The organism is Desulfotomaculum sp. (assembly GCF_982386235.1).
Genome location: NZ_CEVWQM010000001.1, coordinates 31,222 through 53,308, shown reverse-complemented (window position 1 = coordinate 53,308; position 22,087 = coordinate 31,222). Strand labels below are relative to the sequence as shown.

The 22,087-nt window shown below is 45.5% G+C and carries 24 protein-coding genes and 1 riboswitch; of the genes, 2 read left to right on the top strand and 22 right to left on the bottom strand.

Going from position 1 to position 22,087, the window contains the following annotated elements; translation table 11 throughout:
- The 13 genes from purF to AC1U9Z_RS00250 all read right to left on the bottom strand — a co-directional run bounded on the left by purF (window position 1) and on the right by AC1U9Z_RS00250 (window position 13,931).
- Window positions 1-1,425, bottom strand: coding sequence for an amidophosphoribosyltransferase (gene purF / locus AC1U9Z_RS00310; RefSeq protein WP_479955090.1), 1,425 nt, complete (start codon window positions 1,423-1,425; stop codon window positions 1-3).
- On the bottom strand, window positions 1,410-3,635 hold the full coding sequence (purL, locus tag AC1U9Z_RS00305; protein ID WP_479955088.1) for a phosphoribosylformylglycinamidine synthase subunit PurL: 2,226 nt from the start codon (window positions 3,633-3,635) through the stop codon (window positions 1,410-1,412). The genes purF and purL overlap by 16 nt, the downstream gene beginning before the upstream one ends.
- The gene (gene purQ, locus AC1U9Z_RS00300) at window positions 3,635-4,336 is read right to left on the bottom strand and encodes a phosphoribosylformylglycinamidine synthase subunit PurQ (RefSeq protein ID WP_479955086.1); all 702 of its coding nucleotides are present in this window, start codon (window positions 4,334-4,336) and stop codon (window positions 3,635-3,637) included. Before purQ ends, purL begins: the two co-directional genes overlap by 1 nt.
- A 3-nt stretch (window positions 4,337-4,339) precedes the next feature.
- Window positions 4,340-4,588, bottom strand: a complete 249-nt coding sequence (purS, locus tag AC1U9Z_RS00295) for a phosphoribosylformylglycinamidine synthase subunit PurS (protein ID WP_333529625.1) — start codon at window positions 4,586-4,588, stop codon at window positions 4,340-4,342.
- 182 nt (window positions 4,589-4,770) lie between these two features.
- Complete coding sequence (gene purC / locus AC1U9Z_RS00290; RefSeq protein WP_479955084.1) at window positions 4,771-5,481, bottom strand: phosphoribosylaminoimidazolesuccinocarboxamide synthase; 711 nt, start codon at window positions 5,479-5,481, stop codon at window positions 4,771-4,773.
- Window positions 5,482-5,573: 92 nt separating this feature from the next.
- On the bottom strand, window positions 5,574-6,866 hold the full coding sequence (gene purB / locus AC1U9Z_RS00285) for an adenylosuccinate lyase (protein WP_479955082.1): 1,293 nt from the start codon (window positions 6,864-6,866) through the stop codon (window positions 5,574-5,576).
- Between the two features lie 27 nt (window positions 6,867-6,893).
- On the bottom strand, window positions 6,894-7,409 hold the full coding sequence (gene purE, locus AC1U9Z_RS00280; RefSeq protein ID WP_333529622.1) for a 5-(carboxyamino)imidazole ribonucleotide mutase: 516 nt from the start codon (window positions 7,407-7,409) through the stop codon (window positions 6,894-6,896).
- 19 nt (window positions 7,410-7,428) lie between these two features.
- The gene (locus tag AC1U9Z_RS00275; RefSeq protein ID WP_479955080.1) at window positions 7,429-8,802 is read right to left on the bottom strand and encodes an NCS2 family permease; all 1,374 of its coding nucleotides are present in this window, start codon (window positions 8,800-8,802) and stop codon (window positions 7,429-7,431) included.
- Between the two features lie 236 nt (window positions 8,803-9,038).
- Window positions 9,039-9,138, bottom strand: a riboswitch (purine riboswitch).
- A 91-nt stretch (window positions 9,139-9,229) separates the two neighbouring features.
- Window positions 9,230-9,826, bottom strand: coding sequence for a PilZ domain-containing protein (locus AC1U9Z_RS00270; RefSeq protein WP_479955078.1), 597 nt, complete (start codon window positions 9,824-9,826; stop codon window positions 9,230-9,232).
- 255 nt (window positions 9,827-10,081) lie between these two features.
- On the bottom strand, window positions 10,082-10,423 hold the full coding sequence (locus tag AC1U9Z_RS00265; protein ID WP_479955076.1) for a zinc ribbon domain-containing protein YjdM: 342 nt from the start codon (window positions 10,421-10,423) through the stop codon (window positions 10,082-10,084).
- Between the two features lie 476 nt (window positions 10,424-10,899).
- Complete coding sequence (gene guaA / locus AC1U9Z_RS00260) at window positions 10,900-12,441, bottom strand: glutamine-hydrolyzing GMP synthase (protein WP_479955074.1); 1,542 nt, start codon at window positions 12,439-12,441, stop codon at window positions 10,900-10,902.
- A gap of 67 nt (window positions 12,442-12,508) precedes the next feature.
- Window positions 12,509-13,048, bottom strand: a complete 540-nt coding sequence (gene hpt, locus AC1U9Z_RS00255; RefSeq protein ID WP_479955072.1) for a hypoxanthine phosphoribosyltransferase — start codon at window positions 13,046-13,048, stop codon at window positions 12,509-12,511.
- Window positions 13,049-13,226: 178 nt separating this feature from the next.
- Complete coding sequence (locus AC1U9Z_RS00250) at window positions 13,227-13,931, bottom strand: hypothetical protein (protein WP_333529615.1); 705 nt, start codon at window positions 13,929-13,931, stop codon at window positions 13,227-13,229.
- A 154-nt stretch (window positions 13,932-14,085) separates the two neighbouring features.
- Here AC1U9Z_RS00250 and AC1U9Z_RS00245 point away from each other — a divergent pair, with 154 nt between their 5' ends.
- Window positions 14,086-14,409 carry a nucleotide pyrophosphohydrolase gene (locus tag AC1U9Z_RS00245; protein WP_479955071.1) on the top strand — a complete coding sequence of 108 codons (324 nt, stop codon included), beginning with the start codon at window positions 14,086-14,088 and terminating at the stop codon, window positions 14,407-14,409.
- 63 nt (window positions 14,410-14,472) lie between these two features.
- Complete coding sequence (locus AC1U9Z_RS00240) at window positions 14,473-14,892, top strand: hypothetical protein (RefSeq protein WP_479955069.1); 420 nt, start codon at window positions 14,473-14,475, stop codon at window positions 14,890-14,892.
- A 132-nt stretch (window positions 14,893-15,024) separates the two neighbouring features.
- Here the strand turns inward: AC1U9Z_RS00240 and fliY are convergent, their stop codons facing one another.
- The 9 genes from fliY to AC1U9Z_RS00195 are packed head-to-tail and all read right to left on the bottom strand — an operon-like array spanning window position 15,025 to window position 22,078.
- Complete coding sequence (fliY, locus tag AC1U9Z_RS00235; protein WP_479955068.1) at window positions 15,025-16,323, bottom strand: flagellar motor switch phosphatase FliY; 1,299 nt, start codon at window positions 16,321-16,323, stop codon at window positions 15,025-15,027.
- On the bottom strand, window positions 16,316-17,308 hold the full coding sequence (gene fliM, locus AC1U9Z_RS00230) for a flagellar motor switch protein FliM (RefSeq protein WP_479955066.1): 993 nt from the start codon (window positions 17,306-17,308) through the stop codon (window positions 16,316-16,318). The genes fliY and fliM overlap by 8 nt, the downstream gene beginning before the upstream one ends.
- Before the next feature lie 40 nt (window positions 17,309-17,348).
- Window positions 17,349-17,717: a response regulator gene (locus AC1U9Z_RS00225; protein ID WP_479955064.1), complete on the bottom strand. Its 369-nt coding sequence runs from the start codon at window positions 17,715-17,717 to the stop codon at window positions 17,349-17,351.
- Between the two features lie 19 nt (window positions 17,718-17,736).
- A complete protein-coding gene (locus tag AC1U9Z_RS00220; protein ID WP_333529609.1) occupies window positions 17,737-18,354 on the bottom strand; it encodes a chemotaxis protein CheC in 618 nt (205 codons plus the stop codon).
- A gap of 33 nt (window positions 18,355-18,387) precedes the next feature.
- On the bottom strand, window positions 18,388-19,161 hold the full coding sequence (locus AC1U9Z_RS00215; RefSeq protein ID WP_333529608.1) for a CheR family methyltransferase: 774 nt from the start codon (window positions 19,159-19,161) through the stop codon (window positions 18,388-18,390).
- Window position 19,162: 1 nt separating this feature from the next.
- On the bottom strand, window positions 19,163-19,663 hold the full coding sequence (locus AC1U9Z_RS00210; RefSeq protein ID WP_479955062.1) for a chemotaxis protein CheD: 501 nt from the start codon (window positions 19,661-19,663) through the stop codon (window positions 19,163-19,165).
- Between the two features lie 24 nt (window positions 19,664-19,687).
- The gene (locus AC1U9Z_RS00205; protein ID WP_479955060.1) at window positions 19,688-20,488 is read right to left on the bottom strand and encodes a flagellar hook-basal body protein; all 801 of its coding nucleotides are present in this window, start codon (window positions 20,486-20,488) and stop codon (window positions 19,688-19,690) included.
- 45 nt (window positions 20,489-20,533) lie between these two features.
- The gene (gene flgF / locus AC1U9Z_RS00200; protein WP_479955058.1) at window positions 20,534-21,307 is read right to left on the bottom strand and encodes a flagellar basal-body rod protein FlgF; all 774 of its coding nucleotides are present in this window, start codon (window positions 21,305-21,307) and stop codon (window positions 20,534-20,536) included.
- 18 nt (window positions 21,308-21,325) lie between these two features.
- Window positions 21,326-22,078, bottom strand: coding sequence for a sigma-70 family RNA polymerase sigma factor (locus AC1U9Z_RS00195; RefSeq protein WP_333529604.1), 753 nt, complete (start codon window positions 22,076-22,078; stop codon window positions 21,326-21,328).
- Between the last annotated feature and the right edge of the window lie 9 nt (window positions 22,079-22,087).

Here is a 22,087-nt window from a genome sequence, read left to right as displayed (position 1 = left end):
CTATTCCAGACTGTTCTTAGCCTTTTTATTCGTCTTGGGCACTTCTACCGGGTAGTTTCCATCAAAACATGCGGTACAAAAGTACTCTTCTTTTGGTGCAAAAATCTGTAATAAACCTTCCAGACTTAGATAATGCAAGCCGTCTGCCTCAATGGACTGACAGATCTCATCCTGAGACATCTTGGCGGCAATTAACTCCTTTTCATCCGAGGTATCAATGCCGTAATAGCAAGACCGTAGAACCGGCGGTGAACTGATCACCATATGAACTTCTTTGGCCCCGGCCTCCCTGAGCATCGTCACGAGCTTTTGACTGGTGGTGCCCCGTACGATGGAATCATCCACCATCACCACCCTTTTGCCCTCCAGCACCTCCCGGATGGGATTTAATTTAATTTGTACCCCTAATTCCCTCATTTGCTGGGTGGGCTGGATAAAGGTCCGGCCAATGTAACGGTTTTTCATCAGCCCCTCTTCAAAGGCAATACCTGCCTCTTCGGCATAACCTCTGGCTGCCGCGGTACCGGAATCCGGCACCGGTATCACGATATCAGCATCTACCAGATATTCCTGGGCCAATTGACGCCCCATCTCCCGGCGTACCTTGTTGACATTATAGCCATCCATGGTGCTATCGGGGCGGGCAAAGTAAATATACTCAAAAATACAATGGGCTGGCCGGGGGGCTTTCAAACCTTGGGTGGAATTGACCCCGCTGCGGTCAATGCGCAGTATTTCACCTGGTTCCAGGTCACGGATAAAGGTGGCACCTACCGTGGTTAGGGCGCAGGATTCCGAAGCCACCACATACCCTTCTCCCAGGCGTCCCAGACAAAGGGGACGAAAACCATGGGGATCCCGGGCCGCATAAAGGGTATCCTCGGTCATGATGAGCAAGGAATAGGCACCTTTAACGTCGATCATGCACTTCATGAGGGCCTCTTCGATGCTGTTGGCATTGTAACGGGCTATTAAGTTAACCAGGACTTCACTGTCCGTGGTGGATTGAAAGACTGATCCGGTGGAGGCCAACTGAATACTTAGATCCGCAACATTGGTAAGATTGCCATTGTGAGATAAACCCAGCATGCCTTTGGCGTAACGGAAAACCAGCGGTTGGGCATTAAGGGGTTGGCTGGAGCCAGTGGTGGCATAGCGCACATGACCAATGGCAGCAAAGCCGGAAAAACTATCCAAACTGTGACAGGCAAAAACCTCCGGTACCAAACCCATGCCCTTACGCAATTCTATGCCGCCGCCATCCGCCACGGCAATACCAGCGCTTTCCTGGCCCCTATGCTGCAAGGCAAAAAGGCCGTAATAGGTAAGCCGGGCCACGTCCAGGCCCGGTGCATAAATGCCAAAAATGCCACACTCCTCCGCCGGCTTATCCGGGTAAAGTATGGGGTCTATTTCATTAAACATTCAATCGCCCCCCGCCAGGTTTCTTCTAACTTTGCTACGGGTAGGTTGACTAGATTGCCGCCGCAGCCGCTGCAACCAGGATTAACAACATTAATATTTAGGTCTGACCCGGCCACCTGGCCTAACTGAGTATAGGGTACACCGACATCTACCAATTTTTTCACCAATTCTACCCCTTTGTCAGGCGGGATAGAGATTACGATGCGGGATTGACTTTCACCAAAGAGCAGCGCATCCCCCCGGAACCGACGCACCATGGTGATATCCGCTCCCAGACCGCCAGTGATGCAACACTCGGCCAAGGCTACTGCTAAACCACCCTCGGAACAATCATGGGCGGATTTAATCAGGCCGCTTTTTATTTCAGACAGCACAAATTGCTGTACTCTTTTCTCTAAGTCCAAATCCAATTTAGGTGCTTGGCCTTTTTCCAGGCCAAAATGCATCTTTAGATATTCGCTGCCACCCAACTCCGGCAGAGTTTCACCGATGAGGAAGATGATATCTCCCTCCTCCTTAAAGCCCTGGGTGCAGACTTTATCAAGATCTTCCACCAGGCCTACCATACCAATGGTCGGTGTGGGAAAAACGGCATTGCCCTTGGTTTCGTTATATAAGCTGACATTACCGCCGGTCACTGGCGTTTCCAAGACCCGGCAAGCTTCTCCCATGCCCTCGATACAACGCCAGAAGGTCCACATGACTTCGGGTTTTTCAGGATTACCAAAGTTCAGGCAGTTGGTGACAGCCAGAGGCTTGGCCCCTGAGCACACCAGATTGCGGGCGGCCTCGGCCACAGCAATGGCTGCCCCGGTCTTTGGGTCCAAATAACAAAAACGTCCATTACAGTCGGTGGTCATGGCAATTCCCTTTTTGGTACCCTTGACCCGGAGCACAGCCGCATCGGAACCAGGCAGTACCACGGTATTGAGACCCACCATGTGGTCATACTGCCGATAGACATATTCCTTGCTGGCAATGTTAGGGGAAGCCAATAATTTTAACAATATCTCGTTATAATCTTCCGGCAGATTAAGCTGTTCCAGCGGGTAATTCTGTACCTCTGCCAAATAAGCGGGAACCTCCGTGGGCCGCTGATATAAGGGTGCTTCGTCGGTCAGGGCCTTGGCTGGTATTTCCGCCACCACCGCTTCCCCTTCCTTCAGGCGCAGGATGCCGTCTTCGGTCACCTGTCCCACCACCACACAGTCCAGATCCCACTTGGCAAATATTTCCTTAACCTTGTCCTCGCTGCCTTTTTTCACCACCAGCAGCATGCGTTCCTGGGATTCTGAAAGCATTAATTCATAAGGGGTCATGCCCTCTTCCCGGCGGGGCACCAAAGCTAAATCCATTTCTAAGCCGGTACCGGCACGACTGGCCATTTCACAAGAGGAACTGGTCAATCCAGCCGCCCCCATGTCCTGAATACCCACTACATAATCGGTTTTGATGACCTCCAGGCAGGCCTCCAACAGCAGTTTTTCCATAAAGGGGTCCCCCACCTGTACGGCTGGGCGCCTCTCTGCCGCTGCTTCGCTAAGTTCCTCCGAGGCAAAGGTCGCTCCGTGGATACCATCCCGACCGGTTTTAGCACCCACCACCATCACGGGGTTGCCGACACCGGAGGCCACACCCTTTTTAATATCCTTTTGCTCGATTAAACCAACACACATAACATTAACCAGGCAGTTGTCTTCATAACTGTCTGAGAAATAAACTTCGCCACCCACCGTAGGTACACCGATGCAGTTACCATAACCGCTGATACCGGCCACCACGCCATCAAAGAGATAACGTACCCGGGGATCGTTAAGCTCCCCAAAACGCAGACTATCTAAAACAGCAATGGGTCTTGCTCCCATGGTGAAGATATCTCGTAAAATACCACCCACACCAGTAGCGGCACCCTGATAAGGCTCAATGGCCGAAGGGTGGTTATGGCTTTCGATCTTAAACACCACGGCCTGTCCATCACCGATGTCGACAATGCCGGCATTTTCGCCTGGTCCCTGGAGAATGGCCGGTCCCTCGGTGGGTAAGGTTTTTAAAGCTGGCTTGGATGTTTTATAGCTGCAGTGCTCTGACCACATCACAGCAAAGATACCAATTTCCACATAATTGGGCTGACGGCCCAGTATTTCTACAATGCGCTGGTACTCAGAGTCGGTCAAACCCATCTCACGCCAAACCTTTGCTTCTATTGTCATTAGCCACACCTCCTCTGCCAGGCTGTCAATAGGGATTTAAAAATAACTTGTCCATCGGTATTGCCCAGTATTTCCTCGGCACAGCGTTCTGGATGAGGCATCATCCCAAGCACATTGCCCTGCTCATTGCAAATACCAGCGATGTTGTTAAGGGAACCATTGGGATTGGCCTCTGGGGTAATTTCACCCTCTTTAGTACAATAGCGGAAAACCACTTGGTTATTTTCTTCTAATTGTTTAAGCGTTTCCGAATCGACATAATAGTTTCCCTCTCCATGGGCAATGGGAACCTTCATAACACTGCCCAAATTCCCCAGGGTTGTAAAGGGGATACTATTGTTCTCCAGCCTTAAATAGGTATCGTGACATAAAAAAGATAAATTTTTATTGCGATGCAGTGCACCGGGCAGCAGACCTGCCTCGGTCAAAACTTGAAATCCATTGCAAATTCCCAGCACCAGGCCGCCTTTGCGGGCAAATTCAATAACCGGTGCCATTACCGGAGAAAACCTGGCAATGGCACCACAGCGTAAGTAATCCCCATAGGAAAAACCCCCGGGCAGCACAATGCAATCATAACCCTCCACGCTGCCGGCTTTATGCCAAATGTATTCCGCCGGCTGTCCGGTGACAACTTTGATGGCATGCAGGCAGTCGGCGTCACAATTGGAGCCAGGAAAAACCACCACTCCAAATTTCACGCTTTACACCTCCACCAATTCAAATGTATAATCTTCAATCACCGGGTTTACCAACAATTTATCACACATATCACGCACTTGTTTTTCTGCTGCATCCCTATCGGCGGCTTCAATATCCACCACCATATACCGTCCAATACGGACTTCAGGAACATTGTCATAGCCCAGAGCAAAAAGGGATTTACGAACCACATTGCCCTGAGGATCTAGTACACTCTTCCTAAGGGTAACGTAAATCTTTGCTTGAAACACGCTAAACCCTCCTTGTATCTTATTGTTAAGCAAAAATGTGTTGACCTTTTCAGGTAGAATTTATTAATATATGATAGGCGTAATGTCGAATCTTGGCTATCGTCTTAACAGCCATGTGCCATGAGACTTGGGCTTTTTTTGCCTGTTTATGATTTGGGGTATGAAGGCTCATGGCCCAATGTTTATTCTTCCCCAGTCAACCTTCTTAGTACCTCCTGATAAGCTCCTTCCACATTGCCAAGGTCTCTGCGGAAGCGATCCTTATCTAGTTTCTCGCCGGTGGCTTTATCCCAGAAACGACAGGTGTCTGGGGAAATTTCATCACCCAGGATGACTTGACCTTGGTGAACCCCAAATTCTAATTTGAAATCGATCAGGTCAATGTTAACTGGGGCCAGGAATTCTCGCATAATGGTATTTACTTTAAGGGCTGTTTCTTTGATGAAGGCCATTTGCTCAGAGGTGGCTAGATCTAGTGCAGCAATGTGTGAAGCGTTGATTAAGGGGTCACCCAATTCGTCATCTTTATAATAATATTCAAGAACGGTTTTCGGCAGAATCGTTCCCTCGGGCAATCCGACTCTTTTTGCCAGGGTGCCTGCTACGATATTGCGTACCACAACCTCTACTTTGATGATTTCCAAGGCCTTAACAATCATTTCCCGATCATTGACCAACTCAACAAAGTGAGTGGGAATCCCATTGCTTTCCATAAGCTTAAAGAACACGGCAGATACCTTATTGTTGACGATGCCTTTATTATCAATGGTACCTTTTTTCTGTCCATTAAAGGCAGTGGCATCATCTTTGTACTCTACCCAATAATGGTCAGGGCTATCGGTGCGGTAAACCTTCTTGGCCTTACCTTCATACAACATTTCCAGCTTTTTCAATTAGGTCCTTCCCCCCTTTCCTTTTAACTAGCCGAATATTGGCTTAACAGGGTGCTTATTATCCCCTATTTAGGGGATAATAAACTTTATTTTTATAAACCAAACCGAGCGTAAATATCGTCGATATGGGATAAATGATAGCTGTAATCAAATAGACCGGTTAGTTCCTGGGAAGTTAAATACCCTTTGATATCTGCATCTGCTTCCAATCGCTCGATAAACTTAGTACCCGTGCGCCAGGCTTCCATGGCATTTCTTTGTACCAGTTCGTAGGCTGTTTCCCTGGTTAAACCTTTATCCACTAGGGCCAGTAATACCCGTTGGGAAAATACTAAGCCAAGGGTTTTTTCTAGGTTATGTTTCATGTTTTCCGGGTACACCAGCAGTTTTTCCATAATGCCGGTGAAGCGGTATAGCATAAAGTCCAAAGCAGTGGTACTGTCGGGAATGATCACACGTTCTGCAGAGGAGTGGGAAATATCCCTTTCATGCCACAGGGTCACATTGTCCAGGGCTGCCATGGCATTGGCCTTAACCACCCGGGACAAACCGGAAACATTTTCGGCTGTGATGGGATTCCTTTTGTGAGGCATGGCTGAGGAACCCTTTTGACCCTTGTTAAAGTACTCTTCCACTTCCAAAATATCTGTCCGCTGCAGATTGCGGATTTCCGTAGCAAACTTATCCAAGGAAGCAGCAATGACTGCCATGGTGCAAAGATATTCAGCGTGACGATCCCGTTGTAAAATCTGGGTAGATACCCGGGCTGGTTCGAGACCAAGGCTTTTGCAGACATAGGCTTCAATTTTGGGGTCAATATTGGCATAGGTTCCTACGGCACCGGAAATGGCCCCCACACTTACGGTCTTAATAGCCTGCTGTAAGCGCTCCATGTTGCGCTCGGTTTCTGCCACCCACAGCAGCATCTTCAAACCAAAGGTCATGGGCTCCGCATGAATTCCATGGGTTCTCCCAATCATGAGGGTTTGACGGTGTTCCTTGGCCCTTTCCAGCAGTACCAAACGCAGTCGTTCTAATTTTTTGAGGATGATTGCACCGGCTTCTTTCATACGTACACACTGGGCAGTGTCTACCACGTCCGAAGAAGTCAGCCCCATATGAATATACTTAGAATCCTCGCCCACGTTTTCTGCCACACAGGTCAAGAAGGCAATCACATCGTGACGGGTAACCTCTTCAATCTCCAGCACCCGCTCAACATGAAAGGACGCCTTGGCCTTGATATTTTCCAATGCCTCCCGGGGAATTTGTCCTAGTTCCGCCATAGCCTCGCAGGCAGCAATTTCTACATCCAGCCACTTTTGAAATTTGTTTTCATCAGACCAGATCTGCTTCATTTCGGGCAAGGTATAACGTTCTATCATTGGTTCGGTTCCTCCGTTTCAATTCGGTTACTTATTATTAAGGTAACCCTCTACACCCAGCTCTTTCAGTTTGCTGTCCTTGGCCTCCACTTCCCTGGCCAACTCTTCCTTCATCCGGTATAACTTTTTTTCCAGTGTATCATCGGCCAAGGCAAGGATTTGAGCTGCCAATATGGCAGCATTCTTGGCGCCATTGATGGCCACTGAGGCCACCGGAATTCCCGGTGGCATTTGGGCGATGGAATAAAGGGCATCTACCCCATCTAAAGCGCCGGATTTTACTGGCACGCCAATAACGGGTAAAACAGTATGAGCCGCGATGACGCCTGGCAGGTGGGCTGCCAACCCGGCTGCGGCAATAATGACCTTTAATCCCCTGACCTTGGCAGTACGGGCATACTCAGCGGTTTTATCCGGGGCCCGATGGGCTGAGGATATGGTTACCTCATAGGGGATTTCCAATTGATCCAACATTTTAACTGTATCTTTCATCAGCGGCAGATCCGAATCGCTGCCTAAAACAATTCCAACCAAAGCCTTCATCACAGTACCTCCTTTAGTTTTACTCGCCGCCCAGGAATAGGTAGCGGGCCACAATAATTACGAACAGCAGATACATCATCCAATGTACTTCTTTAGCATGACCGGTGACCACCTTTAAGACGGTGTAGAAAATGATACCGGCGGCGATACCATTGGCGATGTTGTAGGTAAAGGGCATGATAATAAATGTTAGGAAGGCTGAAAAGCCTTCGGTAAAATCATTAAAGTCAATGTCGCCAATGGCAGATGCCATCAGCAGACCTACGATAATTAAGGCAGGTGCGGTGGCTGCATTGGGAATCAGACCAGCCAATGGCGCAATGACCAAGGCCAACAGGAACAAAACACCGACGGTCACCGCAGTTAAACCCGTTCGTCCACCTTCGCCAACACCAGCAGCACTTTCAACATAGGAAGTGATGGTACTGGTACCCATAAAGGAACCAAAGGAAACACCCACGGCATCTACCAGCATGGCTTTACCAATTTTAGGAGACTGACCATTTTCGTCCAATAACCCGGCCTTACCGGCAGTTCCTACCAGGGTACCAAAGGTATCAAAAAGTTCCACAAAGGTGAAGGTAAAGACCACGGTCCAGATACCTATTTCAAGAGCACCCATAATATCTAATTTACCAACATATACATTGCTCAGATCGGGTAAAGCAAAGGGGCTGAAGTTCTCAGGAATTACGGTAACACCAAAGGGTATACCGATAATGGTGGATAAAAGAATACCAATTAACAGGGATCCTTTAACTCGTCTGGCCATTAATATACTCGTAATCACAAGGCCAATAACCGTAACGATTACGGATGGATTATGGAAAGAGCCCATGGATAAATTCCACTCAAAAAACTTTAGGGTAGCTACGCCGCCCGTTTGCAGTCCCTCCAAGGTAGGCGGTATCACCGGACCTGCTACAACAATGGCTAATTCGGAAAGTTTAAAACCAACGATGGTAATGAATAAACCAATACCAACGGTAATAGCCCGCTTCATGGAGTTAGGAATAGCAACCATTAGGATTTGACGAATCTGTGTTACGGTTAGAATAATAAAAATAATACCCGAAATAAATACAGCACCCAATGCTGTTTCCCAGGCCATTCCTTGTCCCTGGGCAGCAATGGAAGCAAAGTAAGCATTCAGACCCATACCAGGGGCCAGTGCGACGGGAAAGTTTACATAGAGACCCATGGCAATTGTAACAATACCGGCAGCCACGGCAGTACCAAAAAATACAGCGTTCTTATCCATGCCAGTCCCGGCTAGGATATTGGGATTCAGGAACAGGATATAAGCCATTGTCATAAACGTTGTCAGACCGGCTACCACCTCTGTTCTAACGGTGGTGTTGTTCTCCTTGAGCTTGAATAACTGTTCCAGCACGTTGAATTTCCTCCCTTAGTTGTCAGTTCCAGCTGTATTGGCATAAGTGTTTCATAGGTATTATTTACTACGGAAAAAGTTTCATGCAGTTAGGCTCCAACCAAAACAAAAAAAGCCCAGCACGATAGGTCTCCTCACATAGAGTGAAACCTACCGCCTGGGCTTTTATCCCTATCGGTGTAGCGCGCTAACGCCTGTACCGCTCGGTCCGAACCAACCAAAAGGTCGTGGAACCCTAGGTACACTTTCCCTCCCGTAGTCGGGCAATTACGGTCGCCCGGTAGAAACACCTGGGCCAATTCCCAAGCATATACGGAACAATTCATTTTGTACAACCTCATAGTAACAAGAGCTTACTCCTTTGTCAACGAGGAAAGGACAATTTTTTACAAAAAATTCTACTAACCGTTGGCCTGTCCCCTTGCCCCTAAGGAGTTTCCTCTTGAATGTTTTTTAGCAATGAACAACGATATAAGTACGCCGCCAATAAATGAATCTTTTCCATATCCTCATAAAACTCCACGCTTGCTGCATTCAGCATGGTGCGGAGAACCTTGGCCCCGATGGTGATCGTATTTTGCGGTAAGTGTAACTCAATCTCAATATCCTGCCCGGATACCAGACGCTTCGGAGTGAAAAAGTAAACCCCACCGGCAGAAATATTAATCGTTTTGGTGTGAACCTCTCGTTCATCAACCCGATATAACATGGTTAACTCTACACCCAAGCGTAAGTATTTCCGTTTCTTTTTTTTATCCAGATTTGGTGGTACATAAACACAAAACTGATTTTTCAAATCTTGACCCAGGAAGCATATGTAACTATCAAAAACCAGAGGCTTGTCCGGCTCGGTAAGAGCTACCGTTATTTGTTGGCCGGGGTTCATGATGGCCTCTTGCTCTGGATTAATGACTAAATAGGTGCCATAATCAGCTATTATATGTCCTTTATACTCCCGCCCCGAAGCAACATCCCGCATCGTGATCAGGCTATTCTTTGTAAATGGCCCTTGGTTGCTACTCATTTGTCTCTCCCCTTAGGTTTAAAACATTGCTATTATTCCTTTCGGCTTTTCTCATTCGTTCTTAAATAACCTTGTCATTTTCGTTCCTAAATGAAGAGAACAATATGAATAGACAACCGCTGCAACTGGGATAATACAGAGGCTTAAACCGAAATATCCATTATCCGTAAATGTTTTAAAGACCACCTTGCTCAGGCGGTCTTTATTAACTTCAGGGACAAGGGGACAGGTTATTTGTCCCACTAAAAATTGTATTTAGACCTTTCTAACCAGTTCAGATTTTAATTTCATAGCTCCAAAACCATCAATTTTACAATCAATATTATGATCCCCATCAACCAAACGTATATTTTTTACTCTTGTACCCATTTTTAAGACGGATGAACTTCCTTTTACTTTAAGGTCTTTGATTACCGTTACAGAATCACCATCGTTTAAGACATTTCCATTTGCATCTTTGATAATCTTTTTATCTTCACGATTGTCAGTCTCTAATTCTAACGTCCACTCATGACCACATTCTGGACAAATCAAAAGACTTCCATCATCGTACGTGAATTTTGAATTGCATTTTGGGCAATTGGGTAAACTACTCATAATTTTCACTTCTCCATTCATTATGTTAATTCGATATGCTTATATTCTGCCATATTCTGTATTGATTTGCTACCTTTGATACAATCCAGTACCATTCATTGATAATCAATCTTAATTTGAACCATTACACGCCTTGATCTGTTTACCAAATAACGTCCAACAGAGGAAAGCAAAGGAACCATTCTTTGGCTTCCTTTTTATATTTTCGGCTTTCATCATGCCACTTTTCCTTTAATACTAATTTTATTCTTCTATCCTCAGTTGATCTTATATCTTTCCTCAAGTATCCCAAATGCTGTTTTCACTTAGTCATTTTTTGATTTCATCGTGCCAGCTTCTTTGAGTATTTTCTTTTGCTGGCAAAACAAAACTGGTGGTTTAGATGACCTAAAAAACAGTCAAAATTCTAAACCACCAGCCCTAAGAAATCAAACCTATCTAACCTTTATAAACCCAGGCATTACGCCACTTTTACCCTACTCCCACTCAATGGTGCCGGGAGGCTTGGAGGTGATGTCGTAAACCACACGGTTTACTTCGGCCACTTCATTGACCAGGCGGGTGGAGATATTGCCCAGTACATCATGGGGGATCTTGGCCCAGTCGGCGGTCATGCCGTCATGGCTGTAGACAGCTCGTATCACTATGGCATGGGCATAGGTACGCCCATCACCCATAACACCAACGCTGCGCATATTGGGTAATACGGCAAAGTATTGCCAAATTTCTTTGTTCAGGCCAGCGTTTTTAATTTCATCCCTTACGACAAAATCAGCTTCCCGTAGGATGTCCAGCTTTTCTTTCGTGATTTCACCTAGGATACGAACGGCTAAACCGGGGCCTGGGAAAGGTTGGCGCCAGACAATTTCATCTGGAATACCCAATTCTCCTCCCAAGCGACGAACTTCATCTTTAAAGAGCCAGCGCAATGGTTCCACTAACTCAAATTTCATATCTTCTGGCAGGCCACCTACATTGTGGTGCGACTTAATTACCTGGGCAGTGGCTGTGCCGCTTTCCACAACATCTGGATACAGCGTTCCCTGCACCAGAAAATCAATTTCACCCAGTTTCCTGGATTCTTCTTCAAAGACCCGGATAAACTCAGTACCAATGATTTTACGCTTTTGTTCTGGGTCCGTCACGCCCTTTAGTTTGCCTAGAAAACGTTCTGAGGCATCCACATGGATTAGCTTAATATTAAACTGATCCCGGAAGGTTTTGACAACTTGCTGGGCTTCATTCTTCCGCAGCAGGCCATGATCAACAAATACACAGGTCAAATTATCCCCCACAGCACGGTGTACCAAAACCGCAGCCACTGAGGAATCAACGCCGCCGCTAAGGGCACAGAGCACCCGACGTTGACCAACCCTTTGCTTGATCTCCTGCACTGCCTCTTCTAGGAAAGAACCCATACTCCAGGAACCGCTGCAGCCGCAAATATCAAAAAGGAAACTCTTTAAAATTTCCATGCCCTTGGGGGTATGAATCACCTCTGGGTGGAATTGAACGGCATAAAGTTTTTTTGCCAGGTTGGCCATGGCAGCAACTGGTGCCTTTTCAGTTTGCGCAATAACCTGAAAACCAGGTGGTACTTGCTCCACCCTGTCACCGTGGCTCATCCAACATTCCTCATCGGCGGTGAGATTCTTCATGATATTGTCACATTGCATTACCTTTAAGGCTGTTCGACCATATTCGTGCATTTCTGCAGGAACCACCTTGCCCTGCAGTTGATGCGTCATAAGTTGCATGCCATAACAAATACCAAGTACCGGAATCCCAAGCTCATAAACCGCCGGGTCAATGGCAGGTGCCTTTTCACCGTAAACACTGGACGGCCCCCCGGAAAAAATAATGCCCTTGGGGTTTTTGGCCTTTACTTTTTCAATGTTTATACTGTAAGGTTCAATTTCACAATACACATTACAATCACGAATTCGGCGGGCAATCAGTTGGGTATATTGGCCACCAAAATCGAGAACCAAAATTAATTCCTGTTCAGCCAGGGACATGGACAAACCTCCGTTCGAATTAAACTAATTTAAGTTATTTTGCTAATCGCAAAATTAGATAAGCAACTTAGCCTTGGTAAATCTCCGGCTTTAATACGGCAATGTAGGGTAAGTTGCGGTAAAGCTCGTTATAATCCAAGCCACAGCCCACAACAAATTCATCGGGAATTTGGAAACCGTTATAGTCAATGGGAACCTCGGCTTTACGCCGGTCGGGTTTGTCCAACAAGGTGCAGATTTTCACACTGGCAGGTCCCCGTGATTTTAGATTTTCAAGCATGTACTGCAGGGTAAGCCCGGTATCGACAATGTCTTCCACAATAATTACATGTTTGCCTTCTATGCTTTTATCCAGATCCTTTAATATCCGCACTACCCCGGATGAGACGGTGCCTGCTCCGTAACTGGATACAGCCATAAAATCAATAAAGATCGGTACCTCAATATTTCGCACCAAATCAGCTAGAAAAATTGTGGCGCCCTTTAGAATCCCTACCATTAAAATACTTTTCCCCTGATAATCCTGGGAAATTTGTTGTCCTAACTGTTGAATCCGTTCTTTAATCTGCTTCTCATCTAATAATATTTTTTCCACGTGGGGATGCATTTTTTTCACTCCTTACCAGTCATTGCCTACCAAATGAGCATAACAAAAATAGTCATTTTTCGTCAATAGCCCATGTAGATTATACGTATAGATTTTCCGATTAACACATAAAAAATGCCGTCTCAAATGATACGACATTTTTTATCTTAGAATAGTTTGAACGGCTGATGGCTATTATCTAATTTGTCGGTGCAGCTATTTGTAGGTCTCTGTTATAGTCCCAAATCTTTATTTTAATATCCAAGCCGTTACCGTCATTTTCAGGTCGATTGGCGTTAATAAAGGCTTGACGAATGTTTACATTCTTTTTATCAACCCAAACTTTATAGTAAAAATCTGAAAACTGCTCTTCCAAATACACATTTTCAACATTGGGTTTTAATTCATAGACATAACACGCTTCTCCATTCAAGTCCTCTTCACCTAACAACTTGATTTCTGGAATATCTTTGAAATTAAAATTAGCCAATGGGTTCAGCTCCGTGATAAAAAGTTCGGATTGTGATAGTTTGATATCCTTTAAAGTAAGCCATTTGCCAGAAAAGGGATCCTTCATGTAGGTGTTATCACTGACTTGGGTAAACTCCACCGGGGTTTTTAGAACCGTTCCCTTGATATGTACTTTATCCGGCATCACTCTTTCACCTTCTACCTTACTGTAAAAACCATTGTCCCCCAACAGCTTGGATTCTACATCAAAGCGGAAGCTTTTACTGGCAAACGTATTGTATAGTGCAGTTTCAAAGGTTTTTTTGTTATCTAACTGGCTAGGGCCTGAAAAAATAGTACCAATCAAAAAAACTCCCAAAACAATGACAACAGCCACAGCTGCTATGGGAACCAGTTTACGCCTATTTAATAAAATCCACCTTGGTGTAAGCACAGACAATCCCCCCAGCTTTTATCTTCTATGTATTAATACGGTGAGACGTTCTACTTTATTCCACCAATACATGAAAAATACACCAGGGGTAACAATAAGAGGCAGTGGGTGGTATAATATACCTGTGAATTTTTTCTAATGCGGGAGTGATGATGTGAGTCTGAAAGACATGCAAAGGGATGTGGATGCTTGGATTGGTCAATTTGAAGAGGGCTACTGGCATCCCCTATCCATGCTGGCCCGTTTGACCGAAGAAGTAGGTGAACTGGCCCGGGAGGTTAACCATCTCTATGGTCAAAAACCAAAAAAAGAAGGGGAACCGGAAAACAACCTGGAACTTGAATTGGCCGATATCCTATTTATTATAGGGTGCTTTGCCAACTCTCTAAATATTGATTTGGACAAGGCCTTTGACAATATGATGGAAAAATACCGCCAGCGGGACAGTAACCGCTGGACACGTATTGATAGTAAATAATCGTAATGGCCATGAGACGTGGCCAAAAAGCTGAGGGCTATTATTTTAAGGGAGGTAATTTAGATGCCGAAGGTATTATTAGTAAAAAAAGCTGCTTTGCATCCCCTTTCCCTGTTGGATCGTCTAACGAAGGACTTCGTTCAGGAAGATTATATTCTATCGCACGGGTTTGCTAACCTTAATATTTTATTCAACCGGATGGCTGCCCTAAGCCAACAAGGCCGAGGCCAAAAAATCGTTTTTACCATTTACCCGGGTGGAGATTGTTCTTTTATTAATACCATGAAGGATAACAGTGCTTTTATTGACTCAAGCACAGCTGATTCCCCTGACCAAGCCATAATCTTTATCCAGGAGAATATATTGGGGCCCCTGCTAGGCTTAACTCAAGAGGAGCAAAAGGAAATTGTTAGTATGGAGGATATACCCACAGCCCTTAAGGCTCTGGATGATGGGGAATATGCATTGGGATTTATTTATTAGCTTTCAGGATGTTTTCATTCCTTGCTGATACCGTTATTCCATCGAAGTTCTATATCTTAAACAAGCACAAGGGGACGGTTCTTTTGTGTTGTTCTATGGAACAACACAAAAGAACCGTCCCCTTGTGCTCTGCTAATTATACCGCCCCAGGCGTTTAATCCTCTCCATTTGGCTGATGATGTTGGTGATGCGGACGCCGAAGTTTTCGTTGACCACCACTACTTCTCCGGTAGCCACTAGGGTGCCATTAACAAGGATATCTACCGGTTCATCGGCCAGGGAATCCAATTCTACCACTGAGCCAGGTGCTATTTTTAAGACATCCTTAATGGGCCTTTTGGTTCTGCCCAGGATAACACTGACCTTGAGCGGAATGTCCAGGATTAAATCCAGATTCCTTTGCTCTAGGGAGCCTAAGGAAAGGCTGGGTTGTGTCTGGGTTGGAAAAGTTGGGACAATTGGTTCGGGAGCCGGAGAGGATAACGGTTCCTCCTTAAACATATCTGCCAATGGATCTAACTCTGAGGGTATGTTATCACCCGTCCGATCTGCTGCAGGTCGGGTCTGGGTTGGGCGCTGAGGTTCTTCCATGGCCATGCCCATGATATCCCTTAATAGCAACTCTGCTTCCTCTTTGGCAGTCTCCACTGACATGATCTGCATAATTTCTGTGTCCACCAGGTCGCCAATTTTCATATCAAAGGAGACCACCACAATAACATTCTCGATATCCTCTGGCGGTTGGGCCAGAGGATCACCCTTTGTCATAAGTAAATTGGTTTGCGGTGGGGATATATTAATGGTCCGCTGAAACATTTGGGACAGGGATGTTGCGGCGGTGCCAATCATCATATTCATAGCCTCAGATGCTGCACTAATTTCCATTTCTGAGATTTCTTCAGACACGGGGGTACCGTCCCCCCCCATCATCAGACTGGCCATGGTAGCGGCATCGTTCATCTTTATCACCAGTACGTTATAACCATTCAACCCTTCGTTAAAGTCAACCTTAATGACTAAATAAGGGACTTCAAAGGAACCAAATAATTCCTCCTTGGATAAAATCTTAACCCTTGGACTGGTGATATTTACCTTTTGACTGAGTATCTCAGACAGGGTTGTGGAGGCCGAACCCATGGAGATGTTGCCGATCTCTCCCAAGGCATCCATTTCTTGCTCTGTCATTAATTTACCGTAATCCAGTTTCTCTTCCGTTAAAGCCGGACCTTGATTATCCGGCATTTGTCCTTGCAGCATAGCATCAATGGCTGCTTGATCCAATAGGCCGGAACCCTCTGTTACCCCTTGTTGTGTTGCCGTACCCATAACAGCATTTTCAGTATCTGCCGCCAAGGAATCCTGTTCATCATTACCAGACACTTGCCCATTCATTAAGGCATCAATTTCCTCTTGGGTCAATAGCTTAGACATTTTCCCACGCCTCCTCGGCCAGTGAAGTCACCTGAACCGCCAGACTCTGGCCGACCGTACCCACTTGCACCTTATACTTTAATTCGTCATCAATTAGCATATCCAAGTCCTGGGTAAAGCCCCTGTCAAGGGGCAACACATCACCCATTTGCAACTGCAAAAAATCATTAACCGAAATATCTGCACTTCCTATAATAATACTAATAGCCACATCGGATTCACCCAACCAATATTCCAAGGCCTGTAATTCCGATTGCTCCTGTTCCGTTGGCCTGGTAAACTGGCTGGCCATGGAAAACTTAGACAATATGGGATCCAACAAACTATAGGGCAGGCATACATTGATTAAGCCCCTTACTTCACTCCCAACTCCGGTGGAAAAGGTAATCACCACAACAATGTCATTGGGGGACATAAGCTGATGGAGATGAGGGTTGGCATCAATGGACTCTATTCTTGGTGTCACTGACATGGTATCTTTCCAACTGATTGTAAGGTGATCCAACAGCTGTTTGATGATCTTATTGGAAACTGACAGCTCAATATCTGTTAATTCTCTAACTTTCCCGGGCATTTCCCCGGGACCACCAAATTGAAGGTCAATAATGGGGAATAAAAACTGTAGATTGGTCTCCAACAAGGCAGACCCTTTTAGGGGTGCCAAGCTAAAAATCGTCATCACCGTAGGACTAGGCACAGAATTAATAAATTCTTCATAGGTAAATTGACCAATGGAAGCAATTTCTATGGTAATGGGTGTCCTTAAATAGCCAGATAAAAAGTTAGAAAGCAACCGGGCATAACCCTCATGTAAAACCTGAAGGGTGCGCAGCTGTTCCTTGGTAAATTTATTGGGCCGTCGGAAATCGTAAGACTTATATTTCTTTTCTTCTTTACTTTCAATGACCTCCTGGGGTACTTCACCAGACAACATGGCCGCCAGCAGCGAATCAATTTCCCCTTGGCTTAAAACTTCCTTGGACAAACTTTACACCCCCTTGCTGAAAATTTAAGTAAAGAATCCATTAGACCCGGGAAAGGACACGCTCAATGGCTTGCAAAATACGGTCTTGCTGAAAGGGTTTGACAATAAAATCCTTGGCCCCTGCTTGAATTGCTTCCATAACCATGGCCTGTTGACCCATGGCACTGCACATAATGATATTAGCAGCGGCATCAAGGGCACGGATGGACTTAACACCCTGGATACCATCCATCTCTGGCATGGTGATATCCATGGTCACTAAATCCGGCTTCAGTTCTTTATACATTTGCAGGGCTATGGCCCCATTCTCAGCCTCTCCTACCACCTCATAACCATTCTTGATCAAAATATTTTTAATCATCATACGCATAAATGCCGCATCATCAACAATAAGAATACGTTTACTCATGTTCCTTACTCCTCCTAAATTAAATTGATAACCCCAATGAGTTAAATAATGTATGCAAGGAACCTTGCTCGGTTATCAGGAAAAAATGTCCTTTGATTTGTTCATGATCTTCAAAGAGCCGTGTTTCGATCATTAAAACTTGTTCCTCAACGTATCCGCCAGCAATCATTGATGTACTTATCACGGCACCTAGCATATCCGTCGCAAACATGGGAACAGTGGGAATCATGCTTAAACCAGTCAAGGTAGAAATGGCACTGAGAAAGGAACCAGATAAAACGTTACCAATCTCTTTAACCACAGACTCTCCCATCTCATCCAGTTCCTGAGTGGTGCCCTGTTCCATGCCCATCAACATGTCAACGAGTTTAAAGGTACTATCCAGGTTAAAAAGAAAAAGAATCTGTCCAGGAACATCTCCGGTTAATCTTAGACTAACACAGCAGACCACTTCCTCCAGGCCGCCCACCAATTCCATGATCTCGTCCAGCATGAGAAATTTACTCTGGGGAACAGCCATATCAATTCGTTTATTGACCATGGTGGCCAGAGCGGTAGCTGCATTACCCAGACCTATATTGCCTATTTCTTTTAATACATCCAGATGACTCTCTGACAGTACCCGGTTTTCGCTCATTTCATCCCATCCCTTCAGCCATCCGTTGGTTAGTTACTTTTTTCGATAAAAACAAGGGGAAACCTTCTCAAAACCCAATTCCGCATAATTAAAAATAGTTTCACTACCCCCAATAAACAAATAGCCACCGGAATTTAGGGATTGGGCAAAACTCTTATTAACTTTATCCTGGGCCTCCCTGGTAAAATAAATGGTGACATTGCGACAGGCGATTAAATCGTAGCCCCTGGGGTATTGATCAGCCAACAAATTATGCTGCTTAAAGGTCACCCTGGCTTTAATTCCATTGGTGACTAAATATTTCCCTTGCTCTATGGTAAAATACTTGGCTAACCGATTTGGTGAGACATTTCTAACCGAGTCCGCCCCATAACTTCCATTTGCTGCTGCCTGTAAAATGGTATTATCAATATCCGTGGCATCAATCTGATAGCGATTACCGCCTTTCGCTATCTCCTCCATTATTATAGCAATGGTATAGGGTTCACAGCCATTGGAGCAAGCGGCACTCCATATTTTCAGATTACCTTTCTTTTGCAGCAGGTCCGGCAGTATCTTGGTCTCCAAGGTTTGAAACATTTTAACGTCCCTAAAGAATTCTGAAACATTGATGGTCAGGTAATCTAAAAACTCATGCCAGGCATTTTTATTCCCGGTTAAATGCTGTAAAAAGGCCTGGTAATCGGAATATTGTTTACGACTAAGTAAATTATCCAAGCGTCTTTTTAATTGATTTTCCTTATAACTGTTCAAATCAAGACCAAAGGTCTGAAAAATTCGCTCCTTAAAGCGATCAAAATCTGTCATTTTATATCACCCTTAATGGCGTACCAATGGTTCTTATCGTTACCTGGCCGGTGGTTGTATCAAAGATCATGGTTCTACCACGATTGCCGCCTAATTCTTCCGCCAGAACCCTGATACCCAACTGGGACAGGATATTTTTCGTCATCACCGCGTTGCGCTGGCCGATATTTAGGACAAATTTTTCATCCAGACCAGAAAACATTTGGGCCCCACCGACCAATTTGGCGGTTAAGCGACTGGCATTGCCACCCTTTCTCTTGATCTCACTAATCATTAAGGGAATCCCCGTATCCGCAAACTTAGCCGGTTTTGATACATTATTAAATTGTTTACTGTCAGGCAACATAATGTGCAAGAGCCCCCCGACTTTGGCAATGGAATCATAAAGTGCTACCCCAACACAGGAACCCAACCCCAGGGTTATTAGGCGATAGGGTGAAGCTGTGACCTTATAATCGGCTATACCCACTTGTATTTCAGCGTTTCCCTTTGACAGCTCCATGTATACCCCCCTTAGGTTTATGCGTTATTTTCTAAGGTTATTTGCCCTATCCCACATCTCATCCGCAGTTTGAACGGTCCGTGAGTTAGCGGCGTAAGCCCTTTGGGCTTCAATCATACCAATCATTTCCGAGGCTAAATCCACGTTTGACCGCTCCAAATAACCAGAACGAATGGCACCAAAGCTGTCTTCACCTGGCACCCCAGAGGTTTCTTCTCCACTGGCCTCGGTTGCCAGGTAGAGGTTGCCGCCCTTACTGGCTAAATTTGAGGGTGCCGGAAAGGTAAACAACTCAATATTCCCTACATCTTCCCGTTGGCCATCCGAAAATCTCTTGCCCCAAACCGTTCCCTTTTCATCAACTGTATAGGATTGATACGTTTCGGGGTCCAGTTCACCGTCCCAAACCAATTTGTAACCACTGGGGTTGACCAGCACGGTTTCACCATCTATATTCACAATAGACAGGGACCCATCCCTGGTATAGTACTCTTGCTCATCATCTTCAAAGGGAGAGGTCACTTTAAAGAAACCTTGGCCTGCTATGGCCAAATCCAAATCCAGGCCGGTATTTATCAGATCCCCTTGATCGATCACCCTGGCCATAGAAATGAGCCTAACCCCGGCACCACTCTCTGGTCTAGGCTCTGTGACCACAGCAACGCCCTCTTCGCCCAGGGCTTGGCGAACGATCTCGCCAAAATTAGGCGTGCTTTTTTTATAGGAAGTGGTGTTGATGTTGGCAATATTATTACCAATGGTATCTAATCTCAGTTGGTGGGCCCTCATTCCCGATGCCCCGCTGGCCAATGTTTTTATTATCAATTAAACCACCTACTTATTAAAAGTACCTATCAAAATTCTTACATTTTATTTAACACGACCCACTTGGTTAATGGCTTTATCCAGCAATTCATCACTAATTTGCACGAGCTTTTGACTGGATTCATAAATCCGAGATACCGGAATGATGTTGATCATTTCTTGGATTGGGTCTACATTGGATTTTTCCAACCAACCCTGGTTAACCTTGGTGGCCATAGCCGATTCGGCGGTTCCTTCTGGGTCCTCAAAGTAATTACCATCGGCTTTCCTTAATAAACCGGGGTCGGCAAACTCCACGATTTGCAGCCGATCAATTTCTTCCGTTTCTTCACCCCACCCCACTAGGATGGTGCCGTCCCCTTTTATCGTCAAATTCTCTGTATCTTCCAAGGTAATGGGGCCGCCTTCACCTAATACCGGGTAGCCTTCATTGTTGACGAGGGTCCCTTCGGCATTTATTTCAAAGGAACCATCCCTGGTATATAATTGTTCCCCTGCTTCATTTTCCACCACGAAAAAGCCCTTTCCTTCTAAGGCCAAATCTGTGGCATTACCGGTTTCGGTCAAGGGACCGGGTCTATAGTCAATATGAACCTGAGCAATCAGGTTACCCAGGCTACCTTCCCCAATGGCCTGGCGCCTGGCCCCTGGGCCCTTATTCTCCAAGGCCAATTGCAGGGCTTCAGAAAATTGGCTATCCACCATGGCGTTTCTTTTGTAGCCGGTTGTGGATTGGTTGGCCAGGTTGTTGGAAACGTTATTTAACTTAGCCTGTTGTACATTCAGGCTGTTCATGGTTATATATAATCCGCGCAGCATTTGTTAACCTCCAACGAACTATTTAAGGGAGTTCTCTAGGTTTTTTCGTAATTTTTTTATCACCTGTGCATGAAGCTGGCAAACTCTGGATTCAGAAACTTCTAATACCTGTCCTATTTCCTTAAGGGTTAATCCTTCACTGTAGTAAAGAGAAAGAATTAATTTTTCCCTTTCGGCCAAAGTCGCCACCGCTTCTGCCAACAATCTTTTCATGTCTTGTTCTTCGATTATACTTAAGGGGTCCAGGCTGTTGCTATCCTCCAGAAGTTCAATTCGATTGATTAGGCTGCCATCATAACCGTAGACCTCTTCATCCAAGGACTGCAAATACATTTTACTGGCATTTACCATTAGTTGATGGACTTCTTCTATGGACAGACCCATTTCCTTGGCCAATTGCTCATGGCTAATGGCTTCGCCCTTCTCCCTTTCCCAACGCTCACTGGTGCTTTTTAATAACTGCAGCTTTTGCCAGGCTGTTCTGGGCAGCCAATTTTGCCGCCTCACCTCATCCAGCATGGCTCCCCGGATACGATGATAAGCATAGGAATCAAAGCTATGTCCCATGGCTGGGTCATATTTATCCAGGGCCTCCATTAGACCGATGACACCGTAGCTCTCCAAATCCTCCTTCGAGATAAAGGACGGCAGTTTTACGGCTATTCTCCCTGCCAGATGTTTAACCAGTGGTAAATGATGCAGGATTAATTTCTGCCTGTCTTCCAAGTCACGAAAGGTTATGTATTTATCCCATAAAAAATCAATCGACATGCTTTCCAC

Excerpts from the sequence above, each read along its gene's own strand:
- purF (WP_479955090.1), bottom strand. The coding sequence starts at position 1,425 with ATGTTTAATGAAATAGACCCCATACTTTACCCGGATAAGCCGGCGGAG.
- purL (WP_479955088.1), bottom strand. The coding sequence starts at position 3,635 with ATGACAATAGAAGCAAAGGTTTGGCGTGAGATGGGTTTGACCGACTCT.
- purB (WP_479955082.1), bottom strand. The coding sequence starts at position 6,866 with ATGATAGAACGTTATACCTTGCCCGAAATGAAGCAGATCTGGTCTGAT.
- purE (WP_333529622.1), bottom strand. The coding sequence starts at position 7,409 with ATGAAGGCTTTGGTTGGAATTGTTTTAGGCAGCGATTCGGATCTGCCG.
- AC1U9Z_RS00270 (WP_479955078.1), bottom strand. The coding sequence starts at position 9,826 with ATGAGTAGCAACCAAGGGCCATTTACAAAGAATAGCCTGATCACGATG.
- AC1U9Z_RS00265 (WP_479955076.1), bottom strand. The coding sequence starts at position 10,423 with ATGAGTAGTTTACCCAATTGCCCAAAATGCAATTCAAAATTCACGTAC.
- guaA (WP_479955074.1), bottom strand. The coding sequence starts at position 12,441 with ATGTCCCTGGCTGAACAGGAATTAATTTTGGTTCTCGATTTTGGTGGC.
- hpt (WP_479955072.1), bottom strand. The coding sequence starts at position 13,048 with ATGCATCCCCACGTGGAAAAAATATTATTAGATGAGAAGCAGATTAAA.
- AC1U9Z_RS00240 (WP_479955069.1), top strand. The coding sequence starts at position 14,473 with ATGCCGAAGGTATTATTAGTAAAAAAAGCTGCTTTGCATCCCCTTTCC.
- fliY (WP_479955068.1), bottom strand. The coding sequence starts at position 16,323 with ATGTCTAAGCTATTGACCCAAGAGGAAATTGATGCCTTAATGAATGGG.
- AC1U9Z_RS00225 (WP_479955064.1), bottom strand. The coding sequence starts at position 17,717 with ATGAGTAAACGTATTCTTATTGTTGATGATGCGGCATTTATGCGTATG.
- AC1U9Z_RS00220 (WP_333529609.1), bottom strand. The coding sequence starts at position 18,354 with ATGAGCGAAAACCGGGTACTGTCAGAGAGTCATCTGGATGTATTAAAA.
- AC1U9Z_RS00215 (WP_333529608.1), bottom strand. The coding sequence starts at position 19,161 with ATGACAGATTTTGATCGCTTTAAGGAGCGAATTTTTCAGACCTTTGGT.
- AC1U9Z_RS00210 (WP_479955062.1), bottom strand. The coding sequence starts at position 19,663 with ATGGAGCTGTCAAAGGGAAACGCTGAAATACAAGTGGGTATAGCCGAT.
- flgF (WP_479955058.1), bottom strand. The coding sequence starts at position 21,307 with ATGCTGCGCGGATTATATATAACCATGAACAGCCTGAATGTACAACAG.
- AC1U9Z_RS00195 (WP_333529604.1), bottom strand. The coding sequence starts at position 22,078 with ATGTCGATTGATTTTTTATGGGATAAATACATAACCTTTCGTGACTTG.